At 37.7% G+C, this 21,685-nt stretch carries 28 protein-coding genes; all 28 read left to right on the plus strand.

Annotated elements, in window-relative coordinates:
• Positions 1 to 17: 17 nt before the first annotated feature.
• The 28 genes from rplL (at position 18) to rplO (ending at position 21,684) form a co-directional block, all read left to right on the plus strand.
• The gene (gene rplL / locus TETH514_RS04360; RefSeq protein ID WP_003868698.1) at positions 18 to 395 is read left to right on the plus strand and encodes a 50S ribosomal protein L7/L12; all 378 of its coding nucleotides are present in this window, start codon (positions 18 to 20) and stop codon (positions 393 to 395) included.
• Positions 396 to 621: 226 nt separating this feature from the next.
• The gene (gene rpoB / locus TETH514_RS04365) at positions 622 to 4,338 is read left to right on the plus strand and encodes a DNA-directed RNA polymerase subunit beta (protein WP_003868699.1); all 3,717 of its coding nucleotides are present in this window, start codon (positions 622 to 624) and stop codon (positions 4,336 to 4,338) included.
• A gap of 42 nt (positions 4,339 to 4,380) precedes the next feature.
• Entirely contained in the window at positions 4,381 to 7,935 is a 3,555-nt protein-coding gene (rpoC, locus tag TETH514_RS04370) for a DNA-directed RNA polymerase subunit beta' (protein WP_009052836.1), read from the plus strand.
• Between the two features lie 95 nt (positions 7,936 to 8,030).
• On the plus strand, positions 8,031 to 8,285 hold the full coding sequence (locus tag TETH514_RS04375; protein WP_003868701.1) for a ribosomal L7Ae/L30e/S12e/Gadd45 family protein: 255 nt from the start codon (positions 8,031 to 8,033) through the stop codon (positions 8,283 to 8,285).
• Between the two features lie 54 nt (positions 8,286 to 8,339).
• Positions 8,340 to 8,714: a 30S ribosomal protein S12 gene (rpsL, locus tag TETH514_RS04380; protein WP_003868702.1), complete on the plus strand. Its 375-nt coding sequence runs from the start codon at positions 8,340 to 8,342 to the stop codon at positions 8,712 to 8,714.
• 79 nt (positions 8,715 to 8,793) lie between these two features.
• The gene (gene rpsG, locus TETH514_RS04385) at positions 8,794 to 9,264 is read left to right on the plus strand and encodes a 30S ribosomal protein S7 (protein WP_003868703.1); all 471 of its coding nucleotides are present in this window, start codon (positions 8,794 to 8,796) and stop codon (positions 9,262 to 9,264) included.
• A gap of 49 nt (positions 9,265 to 9,313) precedes the next feature.
• The gene (gene fusA, locus TETH514_RS04390) at positions 9,314 to 11,383 is read left to right on the plus strand and encodes an elongation factor G (RefSeq protein WP_009052835.1); all 2,070 of its coding nucleotides are present in this window, start codon (positions 9,314 to 9,316) and stop codon (positions 11,381 to 11,383) included.
• Positions 11,384 to 11,397: 14 nt separating this feature from the next.
• Entirely contained in the window at positions 11,398 to 12,600 is a 1,203-nt protein-coding gene (tuf, locus tag TETH514_RS04395) for an elongation factor Tu (RefSeq protein ID WP_012268640.1), read from the plus strand.
• A gap of 191 nt (positions 12,601 to 12,791) precedes the next feature.
• Entirely contained in the window at positions 12,792 to 13,100 is a 309-nt protein-coding gene (gene rpsJ, locus TETH514_RS04400; protein WP_003868559.1) for a 30S ribosomal protein S10, read from the plus strand.
• Positions 13,101 to 13,183: 83 nt separating this feature from the next.
• Positions 13,184 to 13,816: a 50S ribosomal protein L3 gene (gene rplC, locus TETH514_RS04405; RefSeq protein ID WP_009052834.1), complete on the plus strand. Its 633-nt coding sequence runs from the start codon at positions 13,184 to 13,186 to the stop codon at positions 13,814 to 13,816.
• 17 nt (positions 13,817 to 13,833) lie between these two features.
• The gene (rplD, locus tag TETH514_RS04410; protein ID WP_003868561.1) at positions 13,834 to 14,454 is read left to right on the plus strand and encodes a 50S ribosomal protein L4; all 621 of its coding nucleotides are present in this window, start codon (positions 13,834 to 13,836) and stop codon (positions 14,452 to 14,454) included.
• Positions 14,454 to 14,747, plus strand: coding sequence for a 50S ribosomal protein L23 (gene rplW, locus TETH514_RS04415; protein ID WP_003868562.1), 294 nt, complete (start codon positions 14,454 to 14,456; stop codon positions 14,745 to 14,747). Before rplD ends, rplW begins: the two co-directional genes overlap by 1 nt.
• Positions 14,748 to 14,770: 23 nt before the next feature.
• A complete protein-coding gene (gene rplB, locus TETH514_RS04420) occupies positions 14,771 to 15,598 on the plus strand; it encodes a 50S ribosomal protein L2 (protein ID WP_003868563.1) in 828 nt (275 codons plus the stop codon).
• Between the two features lie 22 nt (positions 15,599 to 15,620).
• Entirely contained in the window at positions 15,621 to 15,902 is a 282-nt protein-coding gene (gene rpsS / locus TETH514_RS04425) for a 30S ribosomal protein S19 (RefSeq protein ID WP_003868564.1), read from the plus strand.
• A 17-nt stretch (positions 15,903 to 15,919) separates the two neighbouring features.
• Positions 15,920 to 16,255 carry a 50S ribosomal protein L22 gene (rplV, locus tag TETH514_RS04430; RefSeq protein ID WP_003868565.1) on the plus strand — a complete coding sequence of 112 codons (336 nt, stop codon included), beginning with the start codon at positions 15,920 to 15,922 and terminating at the stop codon, positions 16,253 to 16,255.
• A gap of 13 nt (positions 16,256 to 16,268) precedes the next feature.
• Positions 16,269 to 16,934 (plus strand): 30S ribosomal protein S3, encoded by a 666-nt coding sequence (gene rpsC / locus TETH514_RS04435; protein WP_003868566.1) that lies wholly within the window; start codon positions 16,269 to 16,271, stop codon positions 16,932 to 16,934.
• A gap of 3 nt (positions 16,935 to 16,937) precedes the next feature.
• A complete protein-coding gene (rplP, locus tag TETH514_RS04440) occupies positions 16,938 to 17,372 on the plus strand; it encodes a 50S ribosomal protein L16 (protein ID WP_003868567.1) in 435 nt (144 codons plus the stop codon).
• A complete protein-coding gene (gene rpmC / locus TETH514_RS04445; protein ID WP_003868568.1) occupies positions 17,362 to 17,571 on the plus strand; it encodes a 50S ribosomal protein L29 in 210 nt (69 codons plus the stop codon). Before rplP ends, rpmC begins: the two co-directional genes overlap by 11 nt.
• Before the next feature lie 17 nt (positions 17,572 to 17,588).
• Positions 17,589 to 17,843 (plus strand): 30S ribosomal protein S17, encoded by a 255-nt coding sequence (gene rpsQ, locus TETH514_RS04450; RefSeq protein WP_003868569.1) that lies wholly within the window; start codon positions 17,589 to 17,591, stop codon positions 17,841 to 17,843.
• Positions 17,844 to 17,864: 21 nt separating this feature from the next.
• On the plus strand, positions 17,865 to 18,233 hold the full coding sequence (rplN, locus tag TETH514_RS04455) for a 50S ribosomal protein L14 (protein ID WP_003868570.1): 369 nt from the start codon (positions 17,865 to 17,867) through the stop codon (positions 18,231 to 18,233).
• A 12-nt stretch (positions 18,234 to 18,245) separates the two neighbouring features.
• Positions 18,246 to 18,569, plus strand: coding sequence for a 50S ribosomal protein L24 (gene rplX / locus TETH514_RS04460; RefSeq protein ID WP_003868571.1), 324 nt, complete (start codon positions 18,246 to 18,248; stop codon positions 18,567 to 18,569).
• Between the two features lie 23 nt (positions 18,570 to 18,592).
• The gene (gene rplE, locus TETH514_RS04465) at positions 18,593 to 19,132 is read left to right on the plus strand and encodes a 50S ribosomal protein L5 (RefSeq protein WP_003868572.1); all 540 of its coding nucleotides are present in this window, start codon (positions 18,593 to 18,595) and stop codon (positions 19,130 to 19,132) included.
• Between the two features lie 16 nt (positions 19,133 to 19,148).
• Positions 19,149 to 19,334, plus strand: coding sequence for a type Z 30S ribosomal protein S14 (locus TETH514_RS04470; RefSeq protein WP_003868573.1), 186 nt, complete (start codon positions 19,149 to 19,151; stop codon positions 19,332 to 19,334).
• An 18-nt stretch (positions 19,335 to 19,352) separates the two neighbouring features.
• Positions 19,353 to 19,751 carry a 30S ribosomal protein S8 gene (gene rpsH / locus TETH514_RS04475; protein ID WP_003868574.1) on the plus strand — a complete coding sequence of 133 codons (399 nt, stop codon included), beginning with the start codon at positions 19,353 to 19,355 and terminating at the stop codon, positions 19,749 to 19,751.
• 22 nt (positions 19,752 to 19,773) lie between these two features.
• On the plus strand, positions 19,774 to 20,316 hold the full coding sequence (rplF, locus tag TETH514_RS04480; RefSeq protein ID WP_003868575.1) for a 50S ribosomal protein L6: 543 nt from the start codon (positions 19,774 to 19,776) through the stop codon (positions 20,314 to 20,316).
• 11 nt (positions 20,317 to 20,327) lie between these two features.
• A complete protein-coding gene (gene rplR, locus TETH514_RS04485) occupies positions 20,328 to 20,693 on the plus strand; it encodes a 50S ribosomal protein L18 (protein WP_012268641.1) in 366 nt (121 codons plus the stop codon).
• Between the two features lie 16 nt (positions 20,694 to 20,709).
• Positions 20,710 to 21,213, plus strand: a complete 504-nt coding sequence (rpsE, locus tag TETH514_RS04490) for a 30S ribosomal protein S5 (protein WP_003868577.1) — start codon at positions 20,710 to 20,712, stop codon at positions 21,211 to 21,213.
• Between the two features lie 27 nt (positions 21,214 to 21,240).
• Positions 21,241 to 21,684: a 50S ribosomal protein L15 gene (rplO, locus tag TETH514_RS04495; protein WP_003868578.1), complete on the plus strand. Its 444-nt coding sequence runs from the start codon at positions 21,241 to 21,243 to the stop codon at positions 21,682 to 21,684.
• The last annotated feature ends 1 nt before the right edge of the window (position 21,685 follow it).

A 21,685-nucleotide genomic window follows, 5' to 3' on the forward strand; every position in this document is an offset into this window, starting at 1 on the left:
AGATGGAGGTAGAGAAAATGAGCAAAGAGGAAATTTTGGAAGCCATAAAAAATATGACAGTTCTAGAATTAGCTGAATTGGTAAAAGCTTTAGAGGAGGAATTTGGCGTATCTGCGGCAGCTCCTGTAGCAGTTGCAGCAGCTCCAGCAGCTGGAGCACCAGCAGCAGCACCAGCTGAAGAAAAAACAGAATTTGATGTTATTTTACAAGAAGTAGGTAGTGACAAGATAAAAGTTATCAAGGTTGTGAGAGAAGTAACAGGCTTAGGACTAAAAGAAGCAAAAGATTTAGTAGAAAGTGCTCCAAAGCCAGTTAAAGAAGGAGTAAGCAAAGACGAAGCAAATCAAATTAAAGCAAAATTCGAAGAAGTTGGTGCAAAAGTAGAAATAAAATAAGGGCAAAAATTTTGCCCTTATTTTTTTATGGGGAATTGTTGACATAAATCTTCTCTTGTGCTATCATAATAAATTGCATTAATAGTGGCCTTTTTTATTTGTTAATATATGTATATGTATAAGATGACGACTGTTGGTGAATAATAATGGTAAAATAGGGTTATTTTGTGCGCAATCCAAAAGTTTTCAACTTTTGGCAATTTACATTTTTTAAGGGGTGAAATGGATGGTACGTCCTGTACAAGTGGGCAACAAGACAAGAATGAGCTTTGCCAAGATTGATGAAGTTCTACAAATGCCCGACCTTATTGAAGTTCAAAAGAAGTCCTACAAATGGTTTTTAGAGGAGGGATTGAGAGAAGTTTTTAGAGAAATTTCCCCAATAGAGAGCTTTACGGGAAATTTGGCTTTAGAATTTGTGGATTATAGATTAGAAAATAACCCTAAGTATTCAGTAGAAGAATGTAAAGACAGAGATACTACATATGCTGTGCCGATGAAAGTTAAAGTACGCCTTACCAATAGGGAAACAGGGGAAATTAAGGAATCCGAGGTATTTATGGGAGATTTCCCTTTAATGACAGAAAAGGGTACTTTTATTATAAATGGCGCAGAACGTGTAATTGTAAGCCAATTGGTGAGGTCTCCAGGAGTCTATTATGAACAGCAATTTGATAAATTTGGGAAAAAATTGATTTCTGCAACTGTAATTCCAAATAGAGGGGCTTGGCTAGAATATGAAGAAGATTCAAATGATATAGTATATGTTAGAATCGACAGGACAAGAAAAGTTCCAATTACTGTATTATTAAGGGCTTTGGGGTATAGTACTGATATTCAAATTCTTGACCTTTTAGGGGAAGAGGAAAAACTAAAAGCTACTTTAGATAAGGATACTACAAAATCTGAAGAAGAGGCTTTAATAGAAATTTATAAGAGATTAAGACCAGGAGAGCCGCCTACTGTCGAGAGTGCTAAAAGCCTTTTGTATGCACTATTTTTTGATGCAAAAAGGTATGATTTAGCAAAAGTTGGGCGCTATAAATTTAATAAAAAACTTGCATTAAAAGCGAGAATTGCAAACTTAAAAAGTGCAAAAAAGATTGTCAACCCTGTTACAGGTGAGATATTAGTAGAAGAAGGAGAGAAAATTTCAAAAGAAAAGGCAGAAGAAATTCAAAATTGCGGCATAAATGTAGTAGAAGTGTTAGTAGAGGGTAAAGTAGTAAAAGTAATAGGCAATAATACGGTGGATATAAATAAATATCCAATGCCTTATGATGTATCTAGCTTAAATATAAAAGAAGCAGTAAATTTAAGTATATTAAAAGAAATACTTGACAATTTCTCTGATGAAGAGGCGGTAATAAACGAAATAAAAAATAGAATGGATGAACTTGTTCCTAAGCACATTACTAAAGATGACATTATAGCCACTATAAGTTACCAATTAAATTTAACTCATGGAATAGGTTCAATAGATGATATAGATCATTTAGGAAATAGGAGACTGCGGTCTGTAGGGGAATTATTGCAAAACCAATTTAGAATTGGACTTGCGAGATTAGAAAGAGTAGTCAAAGAAAGAATGACAATCCAAGATGTGAATGAAATTACTCCTCAAAACCTTATAAACATTCGCCCAGTTGTAGCAGCCATTAGAGAGTTTTTTGGAAGCTCCCAGCTTTCTCAATTTATGGACCAAACTAACCCTTTGGCAGAACTTACTCATAAGAGAAGAGTAAGTGCTTTAGGTCCTGGAGGACTTAGTAGAGAAAGAGCGGGTTTTGAAGTAAGAGACGTTCATTATTCTCACTATGGAAGGATATGTCCAATTGAGACTCCTGAAGGACCTAATATCGGTTTGATTGGATCTTTGACTACCTATGCTCGTGTAAATGAATATGGATTTATTGAAGCTCCATATAGGAGAGTAGATAAAACTACTGGTACAGTTACAGATGAAATTGTATATATGACTGCAGATGAAGAAGATGAATATATTATAGCTCAAGCTAACGAACCATTAGATGAAAACAACAGGTTTATTAATGAGAAAGTGGTATGTAGATTAAAAGAAGAGATAATAGCTGTACCTCCAACAGAAGTGGACTTCATGGACGTTTCACCAAAACAGATAGTGTCTGTTGCTACTTCTATGATACCTTTCTTGGAAAATGATGATGCGAATAGAGCCTTGATGGGGTCTAACATGCAGAGGCAAGCAGTACCCCTTATAAAACCTGAAGCACCAATAATTGGAACGGGTATAGAATATAAGGCAGCTGTTGATTCTGGTGTAGTAGTATTAGCGAAAAACGATGGAGTAGTGGAAAAAGTCGCTGCTGATAAAGTTGTAATTAGAACAAAGGACGGTAGAAGGGATGAGTATAATTTACTTAAATTTAAGAGGTCAAACCAGGGAACTTGTATAAACCAAAGGCCTATTGTAAATGAAGGAGATGAAGTGAAAAAAGGGCAAGTTATATGCGATGGACCTTCTACTGACCACGGTGAACTTGCACTTGGGAAAAATGTCTTAGTAGGATTTATGCTTTGGGAAGGTTACAACTATGAAGATGCTATTTTGATAAGTGAAGAATTGGTTAGAGATGATTCTTTAACTTCTATTCACATTGAGGAGTATGATGCAGAAGCAAGAGATACGAAATTAGGTCCAGAAGAGATAACGAGAGAAATACCGAATGTAGGCGAAGATGCTTTAAAAGATTTAGACGAGAGAGGAATAATACGTATAGGTGCAGAAGTTACCGCTGGTGACATATTGGTAGGTAAAGTTACTCCAAAAGGTGAGACTGAACTTACAGCTGAGGAAAGACTTTTAAGAGCTATTTTTGGAGAAAAGGCAAGAGAAGTAAGAGATACTTCTTTGCGTGTTCCTCACGGTGAGTCAGGTATAGTAGTAGATGTTAAAGTTTATTCCAGAGAAAATGGTGATGAATTGCCACCAGGAGTCAACCAGATGGTAAGAGTATTTGTTGCTCAAAAGAGGAAAATTTCTGTTGGAGACAAAATGGCAGGGCGCCACGGTAACAAGGGTGTTATTTCAAGGATACTTCCAGTAGAAGATATGCCATTTTTGCCAGACGGTACCCCTTTGCAGATATGTTTAAACCCATTAGGTGTTCCATCCCGTATGAACATTGGTCAGGTTTTAGAAGTTCACTTGGGTCTTGTTGCAAAAGCATTGGGATGGCAGATTGCTACACCTGTTTTTGATGGAGCAACGGAAGAAGACATACAAGAGCTTTTAGCTAAATCGGGTTTTTCTCCAGATGGCAAGGTGCAATTGTACGATGGAAGAACAGGTGAGCCTTTTGATAATAAAGTTACAGTAGGTTATATGTACATGCTAAAACTTCACCATCTTGTTGACGATAAGATGCATGCAAGGTCTACTGGACCCTATTCTTTGGTTACTCAGCAACCTTTGGGTGGAAAAGCTCAGTTTGGTGGACAGAGATTTGGTGAGATGGAAGTATGGGCATTAGAGGCATATGGTGCAGCTCATACTTTACAAGAGATTTTAACGGTAAAATCTGACGATGTATCAGGTCGTGTAAAAACCTATGAAGCTATTGTCAAGGGTGAAAACATACCAGAACCAGGTATTCCTGAATCCTTTAAGGTATTGGTTAAGGAACTTCAAAGCTTAGCATTAGATGTCAAAGTTATCACAGAAGATAATCAAGAAATTCCATTAAAAGAATTTGAAGATGATGACGATTCTGATGTGCCAGATGCTACTCTTAATATCAATATAGAAGGCCGCGAAGATACGCCGCCAGAAGAAGTGTATGAAGAAGGCTACGAAGAAGGCTTTGAAGAAGAGAGTGAAGAATTGCCAGAGGATATTGATTTTGAGCCAGATAGTTTTGATATAGAAAATGATGATTTAGATTTAGAAGATTTTGATATTTAATTAGTTAAAACCAAAATTTATTGAAGAAAGGAGCGACACTCCTTGTTTCAGTTAAGAAATTTTGAAGCTATTAAAATCGGGTTAGCATCACCTGAAAAAATAAGAGAATGGTCAAGAGGTGAGGTGAAAAAGCCTGAAACTATAAATTATAGAACGTTAAAACCAGAAAGAGATGGCCTTTTTTGTGAAAGAATTTTTGGACCTACAAAAGACTGGGAATGCCATTGCGGTAAATACAAAAGAGTAAGATACAAAGGTGTGGTTTGTGATAGATGCGGTGTAGAAGTGACAAGGTCTAAAGTTAGAAGGGAAAGGATGGGGCACATTGAACTTGCTGCTCCTGTTGCCCATATATGGTATGTAAAGGGGATTCCTAGTCGAATGGGGCTTCTTCTTGACATGTCTCCGAGAGCATTAGAAAAAGTGCTGTACTTTGTATCATATGTGGTTATTGACCCGGGTGATACTCCTCTTACTAAAAAGCAGTTATTGTCAGAGAAAGAGTACAGAGAATATTTGGATAAATATGGCAATAAATTTAGAGCAGGAATGGGAGCAGAAGCTATAAAAGAATTGTTACAAGAAATAGATTTAGAAAAGTTGAGCAAAGAATTGAAAGCTGAAATACGTGAATCTACTGGTCAAAAAAGGGTAAGAGCAATTAGAAGGTTAGAAGTAGTGCAAGCTTTTATAGATTCAGGCAATCGCCCTGAATGGATGATTTTAGATGTTATACCGGTAATTCCACCTGATTTAAGACCTATGGTGCAGTTGGATGGTGGGCGGTTTGCAACTTCAGACCTTAATGATTTGTACAGGAGAGTAATCAATAGAAATAACAGATTGAAAAAGCTTTTAGACTTAGGGGCTCCGGATATTATAGTAAGAAATGAAAAAAGAATGCTACAAGAAGCAGTAGATGCTTTGATAGACAACGGAAGGAGAGGAAGGCCTGTTACAGGTCCCGGCAACAGACCTTTAAAATCCCTTTCTGATATGCTAAAAGGTAAGCAAGGAAGATTCAGACAAAATCTTTTAGGTAAGAGGGTAGACTATTCAGGCCGTTCCGTTATAGTAGTAGGACCAGAGCTTAAAGTTTATCAATGTGGCTTGCCAAAAGAAATGGCATTAGAGCTTTTTAAGCCTTTTGTAATGAAGAAATTAGTAGATGAAGGTTTGGCGCAGCATATAAAAAGTGCTAAGAGAATGGTTGAAAAGATAAAGCCGGAGGTATGGGATGTATTAGAGGAAGTTATTAAAGAACATCCCGTATTGTTAAACAGAGCGCCTACCCTCCATAGATTGGGTATTCAAGCTTTTGAACCGGTGTTAGTTGAAGGAAGAGCTATAAAGCTTCATCCCCTTGTGTGTACAGCTTACAATGCAGACTTTGATGGTGACCAGATGGCTGTCCACGTACCTCTTTCAATGGAAGCACAAGCTGAAGCGAGGTTTTTGATGCTAGCTGCTAATAACATACTCAAGCCCCAAGATGGAAAACCTGTTATGACTCCTACTCAAGATATGGTATTAGGTTGTTATTACTTAACAGCAGATGAAGAGGGAGTTCAGGGTGAGGGCAAATATTTCTCTAGCCCTGAAGAAGCTATTACGGCATATCAACTGGGATACATTCACATTCATGCTAAGATAAAAGTGAAAATGACAAAAGAAATTGATGGAGTCAAAAAATCAAAAATAATTGAGACAACAGTTGGAAAAATTATATTTAATGAAGCAATTCCGCAGGATTTAGGTTATGTAGATAGAACTAATCCTGAAACTGCTTTTGACTTAGAAATTAATGATTTAGTAGATAAATCTAAATTGGGGAAAATTTTAGATAGAGTATACAGATTACACGGGCCAACAAAAACCGCAGAAACTCTTGATAAAATCAAAGAGTTAGGTTTCAGATATTCTACAAAAGCAGCTATCACTGTCAGTGTTTCTGACATGGTAATACCTAAAGAAAAAGAGAAGCTTCTAAAAGAAGCAGATGAAATGGTAAGTAAAATTGAAAGCCAATTCAGACGTGGTCTCATATCCGAGGAAGAGAGATATGAGAGCATAATAAGAACATGGAATATGACTACAGAAAAAGTTACAGAAGCTTTAATGACAAGCCTGGACAAATTTAATCCTATATTTATGATGGCTCATTCAGGAGCAAGAGGAAGTAAAAACCAGATAAGGCAGTTAGCGGGTATGAGAGGTCTTATGGCAGACCCTTCAGGAAGAATTATTGAGCTTCCTATAAGGTCTAACTTTAGAGAGGGTCTTAATGTGTTGGAATTCTTCATATCTACTCACGGTGCAAGAAAAGGTCTTGCGGATACAGCTTTAAGAACTGCAGACTCTGGTTATTTAACAAGAAGATTAGTTGATGTTAGCCAAGATGTAATAGTCAGAGAAGAAGATTGTGGAACAGATGAGGGAATTTACGTAGAAGAAATAAGAGAAGGAAACGAAATAATTGAAAGATTAGCTGACAGAATAATAGGAAGAGTTGCGGCTGAAGATGTGGTTGATAATGAAGGCAAGATAATTGTCAGAAGAAATGAATTGATAAACGAAGAGGAAGCAGAAAAAATCGAAAAAGCAGGTATTACTAAGGTAAAGATAAGGTCACTTTTGACATGTAAGTCACGACACGGCGTATGTAGAATGTGTTATGGTAGAGACCTTGCAACAGGTGAACTTGTAAATATAGGCGAAGCAGTGGGCATTATTGCTGCACAAGCTATAGGCGAACCAGGTACACAGCTTACCATGAGAACATTCCATACTGGCGGTGTAGCAGGTTCTGATATTACACAAGGTCTTCCAAGAGTAGAAGAGCTTTTTGAGGCGAGAAAACCAAAAGGACTTGCTGTAATTTCTGAAATTTCTGGTGTTGTAAGAATCAATGAATCAAAGAAGAGAAGAGAAGTCATTGTAACAGATGAAGAAAACAGTATTTCTAAGACTTATCTGATTCCCTATGGTTCAAGACTTAAAGTTCATGATGGTCAGGTAATACAAGCTGGGGATGAGCTGACAGAAGGGTCTGTAAATCCTCATGACCTTTTGAAAATAAAAGGAATATTTGCAGTACAGACTTACTTGCTACAAGAGGTTCAAAAGGTTTATAGATTGCAGGGTGTTGAAATAAATGATAAGCACATTGAAGTAATAATAAGACAAATGATGAGAAAAGTAAAAGTAGAAGACCCAGGAGATACTTCAATGCTTCCTGGAGAGCTTATAGATATGTTTAAATTCGAAGAGGAAAACAAAAAAGCAGTAGAAAAAGGACTAAAACCTGCTACTGGTAGGAGAGCTCTTTTGGGAATTACAAAGGCGGCTTTGGCAACAGATTCTTTCTTATCAGCTGCTTCTTTCCAAGAGACAACAAGAGTGCTTACAGATGCAGCTATAAAAGGTAAAGTAGATCCGCTTTTGGGATTGAAAGAAAATGTGATAATAGGTAAACTAATTCCTGCTGGAACTGGCTTATCACGCTACAGAAATATTTCCGTTGTAAAGAAAGTAAAAGACCAACAGGATGCACAAGATAAAGAAAAAGAAGAAGCAGAAGTAAAGGCAAGCAACTAAAGATTGAAACGAAATTCTACTGTTGACAGCTAAACTGCTTAATGATAAAATTATTAGGTGTGTTAAAAACCGCTGTCCTGATGGGAGGAAGGCGAATGGCGGGACAAGATTGCCCTTCTAAGCGGGTGGTTGGAGCGAAGCAGACTCTAAAAGCAATAATGAATTGTAATGTACTTCAGGTCTACATTGCAAAAGATGCGGAAGAACATGTTACTAAAAAAATAAAAGAACTATGTGAGGAAAAATCAATTAAAATAGTGTACGTCGATACTATGAAAGAACTTGGGGTAATGTGTGGTATTGATGTAAATGCTGCCGCTGCAGCGGATATTATAGGTGAAAAGAAATAATTACCCCTTTGAGGGGGTAATTATTTCTTGATTTATTTGGAAGGAGGTGCAAAAATGCCAACAATAAATCAGTTAGTAAGACAAGGAAGAAAGCCAGTAAAATATAAATCTGCTGCTCCAGCTTTAGAGGGTAATCCTCAAAAGAGAGGAGTTTGTGTTGTAGTAAAGACTACAACTCCTAAGAAGCCAAATTCAGCACTACGAAAAATAGCAAGGGTAAGGCTAACAAATGGAACAGAGGTTACAGCGTACATCCCTGGTATAGGTCACAATTTGCAGGAACACTCTGTAGTTTTAGTAAGAGGTGGAAGGGTTAAAGACCTCCCAGGTGTAAGGTACAAGATTATCAGAGGAGCCCTTGATGCTGCGGGTGTTGCCAATAGAAAGCAAGCTCGTTCAAGATATGGCGCTAAAAAGCCTAAAAAGTAAAAAAAGGATGAAATAGAGCTATAAAGGTATCTAGTAGAGTTAATTATTGTAAAGTTTTTATACAAAAGGAGGGAAAAGGATGCCAAGAAAAGGTCATGTAGAAAGAAGAGAGGTCCTTCCTGATCCTGTATATAATAGTAAAAAAGTTTCCAAACTAATTAATAAGGTAATGTGGGATGGCAAAAAGAGTTTGGCTCAAAAAATTTGTTATGGAGCTTTTGACATAATAAGAGAAAAGACAGGAAGAGATCCTCTTGAAGTATTTGAAGAAGCTTTAAATAATGTTATGCCTGTTCTTGAAGTAAGGCCTCGAAGAGTAGGTGGTGCCACTTACCAAGTTCCTATGGAAGTAAGGCCTGAAAGAAGGCTTTCTCTTGGAATAAGATGGCTTGTAGAGTATGCAAGGCAAAGAAGTGGCAAATCTATGATGGAAAAATTAGCGGCGGAGATAATAGATGCTGCAAATAATACTGGCGGAAGTGTTAAGAAGAAAGAAGATACTCATAAAATGGCAGAAGCTAATAAAGCCTTTGCTCATTATAGATGGTAATTGTTTATAGGGGGTAGTGAATCTAGGGTACAAGAAAGGAGGATGGAAGATGCCAAGAGACTACAGCTTAGATAAAGTTAGGAACATTGGTATTATGGCGCATATAGATGCAGGAAAAACCACTACTACCGAGCGAATACTTTTTTATACAGGGAAAGTTCATAAGTTAGGAGAAGTCCACGAAGGTACTGCTACAATGGACTGGATGGTACAAGAGCAGGAAAGAGGTATAACTATAACTTCTGCGGCTACTACTTGTTATTGGAAAGGGCATAAAATAAACATTATCGATACGCCGGGACACGTGGACTTTACTGTAGAAGTTGAAAGGTCTCTTAGAATATTAGACGGAGCTGTTGCGGTTTTTTCTGCAAAAGAGGGTGTTGAGCCTCAATCTGAAACTGTGTGGAGACAGGCTGACAAATATCATGTTCCAAGAATTGCCTATGTAAATAAAATGGATATAATAGGTGCTGACTTTTTCAATGTAATAAAAATGATAAAGGAAAGATTAGGAGCTAATCCTGTAGCTATACAAATTCCTATTGGGAAAGAAGATACTTTCAGAGGCATTGTAGATTTAATTAAAATGGAAGCCATAATATATGAAGATGATCTAGGTACTGTAATGGATGAGACTGAAATACCTGATGACTTAAAAGATTTAGCTGAGGAGTATAGAGAAAAACTATTAGAAGCAGTTTCTGAGCAAGATGAAACTATTTTAGAGAAGTATTTAGAAGGGGAAGAAATAACTGAAGAGGAGATTCACAAAGCCTTAAGAAAAGGAACTATAAATGGTGAATTAGTACCAGTTGTCTGTGGTTCTTCCTATAAAAACAAAGGAATTCAGCCTATGTTGGATGCGATAGTAAGATATCTTCCTTCTCCACTCGACTTGCCACCTGTAAAAGGCATGGCATTAGCCACAGGAGAAGAGATAGAGAGAAAAGCCGACGATTCAGAGCCTTTTTCAGCATTAGCATTTAAAATTATGGCGGATCCTTATGTAGGTAAACTTGCTTTTTTTAGAGTATATTCAGGGACTCTAAATGCGGGCTCTTATGTATTAAATTCTACAAAAGGTAAAAAAGAAAGAATAAGTAGAATTCTTCAAATGCATGCAAACCACAGGCAAGAAATGGAGGCTGTCTACACAGGCGATATAGCTGCAGCTGTTGGACTAAAAGATACTACAACAGGAGATACCCTCTGTGATGAGAATCATCCAATACTTTTAGAATCAATGGATTTTCCAGAACCAGTTATTTCTGTTGCTATAGAACCTAAGACTAAAGCTGCTCAAGAAAAAATGACTACAGCTTTATTAAAACTAGCTGAGGAAGACCCAACCTTTAAGACATATACTGACCAAGAGACAGGACAGACAATAATAGCCGGTATGGGAGAATTGCACTTAGAGATAATTGTTGATAGGCTAAGAAGAGAGTTTAATGTTGATTGCAATGTAGGTAAGCCTCAAGTTGCTTACAAAGAGACTATTACTAAACCGGTTAAAATTGAAGGGAAATTTATTAGGCAATCCGGCGGACGCGGTCAGTATGGTCATGTTTGGTTGGAGATGGAACCTGCTCCAAGAGGAGAAGGCTATACATTTGAAAATCGCATTGTAGGAGGAGTTATTCCAAAAGAATATATTCCTGCAGTTGACGCAGGTGTTCAAGAAGCTATGCAAAACGGTGTTCTTGGAGGATACCCTGTTATCGATGTAAAAGTGGCATTGGTAGATGGTTCTTACCATGAAGTTGACTCCTCAGATATGGCATTTAAAATAGCAGGTTCTATAGCATTTAAGGAAGGCATGAAAAAGGCAAACCCTGTTCTTTTGGAACCTATTATGAAAGTAGAGGTTGTGGTTCCAGAAGAATACATGGGAGATATAATAGGAGATATAAATGCACGACGTGGAAGAGTTGAAGGAATGGAAGCAAGAGCTGGAGCCCAAGTTATAAGAGCATTTGTGCCGCTTGCTGAAATGTTTGGATATGCCACTGATTTAAGGTCAAAAACTCAAGGAAGAGGAACTTACACTATGCAGTTCCATCATTATGAAGAAGTTCCTAAAAATATTGCTGATCAAATATTAGAAAAGAAGTAAAGGAGGAAAAGAGGATGGCGAAGCAAAAATTTGAGAGGAAGAAGCCGCACGTAAACGTAGGGACGATAGGTCACGTAGACCATGGTAAGACGACATTGACAGCAGCGATAACGATGGTATTATCGAAGGCAGGGATGGCAGAGGCGAAGGGGTATGACGAGATAGACAAGGCGCCGGAGGAGAGAGCAAGGGGAATAACAATAAACACGACTCACGTAGAATATGAGACAGAGAAGAGGCACTATGCGCACGTAGACTGTCCAGGTCACGCAGACTATGTAAAGAACATGATAACAGGGGCAGCGCAGATGGATGGAGCGATATTGGTAGTATCAGCAGCAGACGGTCCGATGCCACAGACGAGGGAGCACATATTATTGGCGAGGCAGGTAGGAGTGCCATATATAGTAGTATTTTTAAACAAGGCAGACATGGTAGACGATCCAGAATTAATAGAATTAGTAGAGATGGAAGTAAGGGAATTATTAAACGAATATGAATTTCCTGGGGATGACACACCGATAGTAGTAGGATCAGCATTAAAGGCATTAGAATGTGGATGTGGCAAGAGAGAGTGTGAATGGTGCGGTAAGATATGGCAGTTAATGGATATAGTAGACGAATATATACCGACACCGGAGAGAGACATAGACAAGCCATTTTTGATGCCAGTAGAGGACGTATTTACGATAACAGGAAGGGGAACTGTTGCGACAGGAAGAGTAGAGAGAGGGAAGGTAAAGGTAGGAGACGAAGTAGAGATAATAGGATTGACGACAGAATCGAGGAAGACAGTAGTAACAGGAGTAGAGATGTTCAGGGAGACGATGGATGAAGCGCAAGCAGGGGACAACATAGGAGTATTATTAAGAGGAGTACAGAGGGACGAAGTAGAGAGAGGGCAAGTATTAGCGAAGCCAGGGACGATAAAGCCGCACACGAAATTTGAGGCTCAAGTTTACGTATTGACGAAGGAAGAGGGAGGAAGGCACACACCATTTTTCAATGGATACAGGCCACAATTTTACTTTAGGACGACAGACGTGACAGGGGTAATAAACCTGCCGGATGGAGTAGAGATGGTGATGCCAGGTGACCACGTAACGATAAAAGTGGAGTTAATAACACCGATAGCGATGGAAGAAGGTTTGAAGTTTGCTATAAGAGAAGGCGGCCGTACAGTAGGTGCTGGCGTCGTGTCAGCTATCATAGAATAACATCATATTTTTGTGCTAATAGCAGTTGCTATTAGCACAAAAATATTGATATGTCAAGTCTTGCAATGATTTAGAACTTGAGATAAAATATTAAAGCTGGTCTTGTAGGTAAGATTTTTTTTTGACAATAAAACGCCTGGATATGTGGATATATAAAAGTGTTGAGGATTGATAGAAGGAGGGAAAGTAAAATGCCCAAGCAAAAAATTCGCATACGTTTAAAGGCTTTTGACCATGCTATTTTAGATCAATCGGCTCAAAAGATAGTGGAGACTGCAAAGAGGACGGGTGCTGAGGTTTCTGGACCTATTCCATTGCCAACAGAAAAAGATATTATAACTATTTTAAGAGCTCCTCACAAATATAAAGATTCAAGAGAACAATTTGAGATAAGAACTCATAAGAGATTAATTGATATTTTAAATCCAACACCTAAGACAGTAGATGCTCTTATGAGATTAGATTTACCATCTGGTGTAGATATTGAAATAAAACTGTAAAAGGCAATAAGTGAAAAAGCAAAAAAATAAAAAAGAAATTAAGACGCAAAAGCGTCCGCTGATTTCAGGAGGTGGATAGAATAATGAAGAAAGGTATTTTAGGTAGAAAGCATGGGATGACACAAATATTTGATGAAAAAGGCGAAGTCATTCCAGTAACAGTGATTGAAGCTGGTCCTTGTGTTGTTGTTCAGAAAAAAACAGTGGAGACTGATGGATACAATGCTATTCAAGTTGGTTTTGGAGATGTTAAAGAGAAAAGACTTACAAAACCTTTAATAGGGCATTTTAAAAAAGCAGGAGTGCCTTTTAAAAGATATTTAAGAGAGTTTAGGTTAGATGACATAAGTGGATATGAAGTAGGTAGCGAAATAAAGGTAGATATTTTTAAACCAGGAGATAGAGTAAATGTAACAGGTATTTCAAAAGGTAAAGGCTTTGCAGGTGTTGTAAAGAGATATGGCGCTAATAGAGGACCTATGTCTCACGGTTCCAAATATCATAGAAGAGTAGGTTCGATGAGTGCTACCACAGACCCAGGAAGAACTTTTAAAGGTAAAATCATGCCTGGGCATATGGGACATGAAAGAGTGACTATACAAAACCTCGAAGTTGTAAAAGTTGATCCTGAATTAAATTTATTGTTAGTAAAAGGATCAGTGCCAGGACCTAAAGGTTCCTTGCTCATTATAAAAGATTCCGTGAAGAGCAAGTGATGAAAGGAGGAAGAAAGATGCCTAAGGTAGCAGTTTACAACGTAAAAGGGGAACAGGTAGGAGAAATAGAACTAAAGGATTCAGTTTTTGGCGTGCCAGTAAATGTTCCTGTTATGCATGAAGCTGTGTTAAATTATTTGGCAAATCAAAGGCAAGGTACCCATTCGACAAAAACCCGCGGTGAAGTTCGTGGCGGCGGAAGAAAGCCTTGGAGACAAAAGGGAACAGGAAGAGCACGTCAAGGAAGCATAAGAGCTCCTCAATGGATTAAAGGAGGCATTGTCTTTGGACCAAAACCAAGAGATTACAGCTATAAATTGCCTAAAAAAGTAAAAAGATTAGCTTTAAAATCTGCTCTTTCATCTAAAGTTAGAGATAACGAGATAATTGTATTAGATGAATTCAAATTAGATCAGCCAAAGACTAAAAAAGTTGTTGAGCTTCTTAAGAATTTTAATGTTGATAGTGCGTTAATAGTGGTACCTGAAGGGGAAAAGAACGTAGAACTTTCAGCAAGAAATATACCAGGTGTTAAAACTTTATATGCTAATTATTTGAATACTTATGATATTTTAAAATACGACAAGTTTATCATAACTAAGGATGCCGTGGGCATAGTCGAGGAGGTGTACGCCTAATGGAGGCACGCGACATTATAATACGCCCAGTAATAACTGAAAAAAGCATGAACCTCATGAGTGAGAGAAAATATACTTTTATTGTGGATAAAAGAGCAAATAAAATTCAAATAAAGAAAGCTGTAGAAGATATATTTGGTGTCAAAGTTGATAAAGTGTATACAATGAATTATAAGGGAAAGCCAAAGAGAATGGGGAAATATGAAGGAAGGACAGAAGCTTACAAAAAAGCAATAGTTAAACTTACTCCAGACAGCAAAGGTATCGAATTCTTCGAAGGATTGCAGGCATAATTTTAGGTTAAGGAGGGAAAGAAATGGGAATAAAATCTTTTAAGCCGACATCTCCCGGCAGACGTCAAATGACAGTATTGACTTTTGAGGAAGTTACTAAGGATAAACCAGAGAAATCCTTAGTTGTTACTTTAACTAAAACAGGTGGAAGAAATGTATATGGAAGAATTACTGTCAGACATCGCGGTGGCGGACATAAGAGAAAATATAGGATTATAGATTTTAAAAGAGATAAGGACGGAATACCAGGAAAAGTAGCTGCTATTGAGTACGATCCAAATAGAACAGCTTATATTGCACTTATACATTATTTAGATGGAGAAAAAAGATATATCATTGCTCCTTATGGACTAAAAGTAGGGGATATAATAGAATCTGGGGAAAATGTAGACATTAAAGTAGGAAATGCTTTGCCTTTGAGAAATATTCCTGTAGGTACAATAATCCATAACATTGAGCTTATACCAGGAAAAGGTGGACAATTAGTGAGAGCGGCAGGTACAGCGGCGCAGCTTATGGCTAAAGAAGGGGATTATGTGCAAGTTAGAATGCCTTCAGGAGAAATTAGATTGATAAAGGCTGACTGTCGTGCAACCATTGGACAAGTATCAAATTTAGACCATGAAAATGTAAAGATAGGTAAAGCAGGAAGGTCAAGATGGCTTGGAATAAGACCAACTGTTAGAGGTTCAGCTATGAATCCGGTTGACCATCCACATGGTGGTGGTGAAGGTAAAGCGCCTATCGGACATCCAGGGCCACTTACACCATGGGGCAAGCCTGCATTGGGTTATAAGACACGTAAGAAAGGTAAAGCTTCGGATAAATTCATTATAAGAAGACGCAAATAGTTAGTGAAAGGAGGTCAATGCCTTGAGCAGATCTGTAAAAAAAGGTCCCTATGTTGATCCAAAACTTCTTAAAAAGATTGTTGAAATGAATAAAAAGAATGAGAAAAAAGTAATTAAAACATGGTCAAGAAGTTCAACTATTGTGCCAGAAATGGTTGGACATACAATAGCTGTTCATGACGGCAGAAAGCATGTACCTGTATATATAACTGAAGCGATGGTAGGGCACAAGTTAGGAGAATTTGCTCCTACTCGAACCTTCCACGGACATGCTGATACTGAAAAAACTTCCAAAGTTAAATAGGCAAAGGAGGAGATAACGTGGAGGCAAGGGCAATCGCCAGATATGTAAGAATTTCGCCTCGAAAGGTAAGATTAGTTCTTAACCTGATTCGTGGCAAGCATGTGGATGAAGCCTTAACTATTTTAAGGTTTACTCCCAAAAGAGCCTCAGGTATAGTTGCCAAGGTTCTTAAATCAGCCATTGCTAATGCCGAAAATAACCATGGAATGAATAGAGATAATCTGTATGTGGCAAAGGCTGTGGCAGATGAAGGCCCTACAATGAAGAGAGTTTTCCCAAGAGCGATGGGAAGAGCAGATATTATGAGGAAGAGAACCAGTCATATAACGATAGTTGTGAAGGAAAAAGAATAAAGGAGGGATATGCGTGGGCCAAAAGGTACATCCATATGGACTTAGAGTTGGAGTTACACAAGATTGGCTAACTAAATGGTATGCGGATGACAAAGATTTTTCAAAACTCTTAATAGAAGACATTAAAATAAGAAACTATATAAAAGAAAAACTGTATGCAGCTGGGATTCCTAAAATAGTTATTGAGAGAGCTTCCAATAGGATAAAAATAGATATTCATGCTGCAAAACCGGGAATGGTAATTGGCAAAGGTGGAGCAGGCATTGACAAGTTAAGAGAAGAATTGGAAAAAATGACTAATAAGACAGTTATCCTTAATATTGTGGAAGTCAAAACTCCTGAACTTAGTGCACAACTAGTAGCTGAGAATATTGCGGCTCAAATTGAAAAGAGGATATCCTATAGAAGGGCTATGAAACAAGCCATAGCAAGAGCGATGAAATTAGGTGCTAAAGGTATCAAAATTGCTTGTTCGGGTAGACTTGCTGGTGCGGAAATTGCTCGTACTGAAAGGTATCATGAAGGGGTTGTACCGCTTCAAACTTTAAGAGCGGATATTGACTATGGCTTTGCAGAGGCAAATACTACTTATGGGAAAATAGGAGTAAAAGTTTGGATAAATAAAGGAGAGATACTGCCACAGCCTAAAAAGCAGGTAACCGCGGAAGGAGGTAAGTAAAACATGTTAATGCCAAAAAGAGTGAAATACAGAAAACAACAACGGGGCAGAATAAAAGGAAATGCTACTCGTGGTAATACCCTGACTTATGGAGAATATGGGTTGCAAGCGCTGGAACCTGGTTGGATTACAGCCACCCAAATTGAGGCAGCTAGGGTTGCAATGACGAGGTTTATAAAAAGAGGCGGGAAAGTGTGGATAAAAATTTTCCCTGATAAGCCGGTTACTAAAAAACCTGCTGAAACTCGTATGGGTTCAGGGAAAGGGTCACCAGAATTTTGGGTAGCAGTTGTAAAGCCAGGTAGAGTTCTTTTTGAAATAGCTGGGGTATCAGAAGAAGTTGCAAAAGAGGCTTTAAGGCTTGCAATGCATAAACTGCCTATAAAGACAAAGTTTTTAAAACGTGAAGAATTGGGTGGTGAAGATAATGAAAGCTAGGGAAATAAGAGAGCTTACCAATGAGGAATTGCTTCAAAAGCTTTCGGACTTAAAAGCAGAACTTTTTAATTTGAGGTTTCAACTTGCTACCGGTCAATTAGATAACCCTATGAGGATAAGAGATGTAAGAAAAACAATTGCGAGAATAAAGACAATTTTGAGAGAGCGGGAATTAGGTATTAGGCAAAATAAAGCATAAGGAAGGAGGGTATTCACTTGGAAAGAGGCTACAGGAAGGTTAGAATTGGGACAGTCGTAAGCAATAAAATGCAAAAAACTATTGTAGTTGCCGTAGAAGACAGAGTAAGACATCCTCTTTATGGAAAGACAATAAAAAGAACTAAAAAGTTTAAAGTTCACGATGAAAATAATGTATGCAATGTAGGGGATATAGTAAAGATAATGGAAACAAGACCACTTAGCAAAGAAAAAAGGTGGAGATTGGTTGAAATAGTTAAAAGAGCTGAATAATTTGAAAGGAGGTAAACTCAAATGATTCAACCTCAAACACGATTGAAAGTAGCAGATAACACAGGTGCAAAAGAAATTATGTGTATTCGCTTAGAGGGCGGTTCAAATAGAAAGTTTTCAAATGTAGGAGATGTAATAGTTGCTTCTGTAAAAAGTGCAACACCCGGTGGTGTTGTAAAAAAAGGGGAAGTTGTTAAGGCGGTAATTGTAAGGACTAAGAAGGGGATTGCTCGAAAAGATGGCACTTATATAAGATTTGACGATAATGCTGCGGTTATTATACGAGATGATAAACAGCCAAGAGGTACGCGTATTTTTGGACCAGTCGCAAGAGAATTAAGAGAAAAAGATTTTATGAAAATTATATCTTTGGCTCCTGAAGTGCTTTAAGGAGGGTTGAAAATGGCACAAAATAAATTACACGTAAAAAAGGGAGACATGGTTGTAGTAATTTCAGGTAAAGACAAAGGGAAAAAGGGTAAAGTATTACAAGCTTTTCCTAAAGAAGGCAAAGTAATTGTAGAAGGCGTCAATATTGTTACAAAACACAGGAAAGCGACAAGTCCGCAAAAACCAGGTGGAATAATTCACCAAGAGGCGCCAATTTACAGTTCGAAGGTTATGCTCTATTGTGAAAATTGTGGAAGAGGAGTTCGTTATGGGGTTAAAGTCCTCGAAAATGGCGAAAAAATACGTTACTGCAAGAGGTGCAATGAAACGCTATAATTATAAAAGGAAGGAGGCTCATTATGTCAAGGCTGAGAGAAAAATACGAAAAAGAAGTTGTGCCAGCGCTCATGGAACGTTTTGGCTATAAAAATATAATGCAGGTTCCTAAAGTTGAAAAAGTTGTTATAAATATAGGTGTGGGTGAGGCAAAAGAAAATCCTAAGGCGCTGGAAGCAGCAGTTGATGATTTGACAATGATTGCGGGGCAAAAGCCAGTTATTACAAGAGCTAAAAGGTCAATTGCTAATTTTAAGATTCGTAAGGGAATGCCAATTGGAGTAAAAGTTACTTTGCGCGGGGAAAGAATGTATGAATTTATGGATAAACTTTTTAATATAGCTCTACCACGTGTTAGAGACTTTAAGGGTGTTTCTCCAAATTCCTTTGATGGAAGAGGTAATTATGCCTTAGGAATAAAAGAACAATTGATTTTTCCTGAAATTGACTATGATAAGATAGATAAAATAAGAGGAATGGATATAATTATTGTTACAACTGCTAAAACCGACGAAGAAGCGAAGGGATTGTTAGAACTTTTAGGTATGCCATTTGCAAAGTAAAGGAGGGTAAAATTATATGGCAAGAAAGGCTTTGATAGTAAAGCAGCAAAAGCCTCAAAAATATAAAACAAGAGAATACAATAGGTGCAAAATTTGTGGCAGACCTCATGCATATTTAAGAAAATTTGGCATGTGCCGTATATGCTTTAGAAAGTATGCCCATCAAGGGATGATACCAGGCGTTAAAAAAGCAAGTTGGTAAAAGAGGGGAGGTAGTACAATGGTAATGACAGATCCTATAGCAGATATGCTAACTCGAATAAGAAATGCAAATATTGCAAGACATGAAACAGTAGAAATACCTGCTTCAAACATGAAAAGGGCTATCGCAATGATTATGCTAAAAGAAGGGTTTATAAAATCAGTAGAAGAAATAGACGATGGAAAAGGTGGTATTCTCAAACTAACATTAAAGTATGGCCCTAACAAAGAAAGAGTTATATCTGGTTTGAAAAGAATAAGCAAACCTGGTTTGAGAGTATATGCGAGACACGACGAATTACCACGGGTATTAGGAGGTTTAGGAATAGCAATTATATCAACTTCAAAAGGCATAATGACAGATAAGGAAGCAAGGAAAGCAGGAGTTGGAGGAGAAGTTATTTGTTACATTTGGTGATTTCAATAAGGAGGTGTGGTCAGTGTCTAGAATAGGAAGATTGCCTATAGAGATACCAAAAGGGGTAGAAGTCAAAGTAACTCCTGACAATGTAGTTACTGTAAAGGGAAGCAAAGGCACTTTAGAAAAAAAGTTTCCGCCGATTGTAAATATAGAAGTAAAAGATAATCAAGTAATTGTAACTCGAAAAGGCGATGATAAAGAAGAAAAAGCAATGCATGGGACTACAAGAGCAATAATTGCAAATATGGTAAAAGGCGTGACTGAAGGATTTGAGAAAGCTTTGGAAATAGTAGGAATTGGGTATCGTGCTGCAAAACAAGGGAAAAAATTAGTATTGAATGTGGGATATTCTCATCCGGTAGAGATAGAGGAAAAACCCGGAATTGAAATTATAGTGGAAGGAAATAATAAGATAATTGTAAGAGGTATAGACAAGGAAAAAGTTGGTCAGGTTGCTGCAAATATCAGAAGAGTTCGTGAACCTGATGCTTATCAGGGCAAAGGCATAAGATATGCAGGAGAAGTTGTAAGATTAAAAGAAGGTAAAACTGGTAAGAAGTAAGGGGTGAGATGATGATTACAAAACCAAATAGGAACGAATTAAGAAAAAGACGTCATTTAAGAGTAAGAAAAAAAGTTTTTGGAACACCAGAAAGACCACGTCTTAATGTTTTTAGAAGTTTGAAACACATTTATGCGCAAATTATTGATGATACTAAAGGGCATACTCTTGTTCATGCTTCTACGTTAGATCCTGAACTTAGAGGCATTGCAAAAGGAGCAAATAAGCAGTCTGCTAAATTGGTAGGAGAGCTGATTGCAAAGAGAGCTTTAGAAAAAGGCATAAAAGATGTTGTATTTGATAGGGGCGGCTATATTTATCACGGTGTAGTAAAGGAATTGGCAGATGCTGCACGACAAGCAGGATTAAATTTCTAAACAAGGAGGGAAATGAATGGCTCGAGTTGATTGGACAAAGTTAGATTTAAAAGAAAGGGTTGTAAGCATAAATCGTGTTTCAAAAGTTGTAAAAGGTGGTAAAAACTTTAGATTTAGCGTCACAGTAGTAGTTGGGGATGCAGAAAGGGGCTATGTAGGAGTAGGAAGAGGTAAAGCTGCAGAAATCCCAGATGCAATTAGAAAAGCTATAGAGGATGCGAAAAAACACTTAATTAAAGTTCCAATTGTAGGAACTACTATTCCTCATGAAGTCATAGGGGAATTTGGCGCTGGAAAAGTACTTTTGAAACCGGCAAGAGAAGGTACTGGTGTTATTGCAGGGGGACCAGTTCGTGCTGTTTTGGAATCTGCAGGTATAAAAGACGTTTTAACTAAATCACTTGGTTCTTCCAATGCAACTAATATGGTTTATGCTACAATCGAAGGATTAAAAAGGCTGAGAACAGCTGAAGATGTGGCAAAATTGCGTGGAATTCCTGTAAGCCAATTGTTTGAATAAACATAAAGCAATGTAGGAGGTGCAAAGATGAGACTGCACGATTTAAAACCAGCTGAAGGAGCAAGACGTGAAAGAAAAAGAGTAGGAAGAGGAATAGGTTCTGGACATGGTAAAACTTCAGGCAGAGGACAAAAAGGACAAAAAGCAAGAAGTGGCGGTGGAGTGCGTCCGGGTTTTGAAGGAGGCCAAATGCCACTTACAAGAAGACTCCCTAAAAGAGGTTTTACTAATATATTCAAAAAAGAATATGCAATTGTAAATGTTGGAACTTTAGAAGAAAGGTTTGAGGATGGAGCGGTAATTACTCCAGAAGCTTTAATAGAAAGTGGTATAATTAAAGATGTAAAAGATGGGGTTAAGATATTGGGGGATGGTGATTTAAATAAAAAGTTTACGGTAAGGGCTCATAAATTTAGCCAGAGTGCAATTGAAAAAATACAAGCCGTTGGGGGAAAGGCAGAGGTGATTTAAA

The sequence above is a fragment of the Thermoanaerobacter sp. X514 genome, from assembly GCF_000019065.1.
Classification (GTDB): Bacteria; Bacillota; Thermoanaerobacteria; order Thermoanaerobacterales; family Thermoanaerobacteraceae; genus Thermoanaerobacter; species Thermoanaerobacter pseudethanolicus.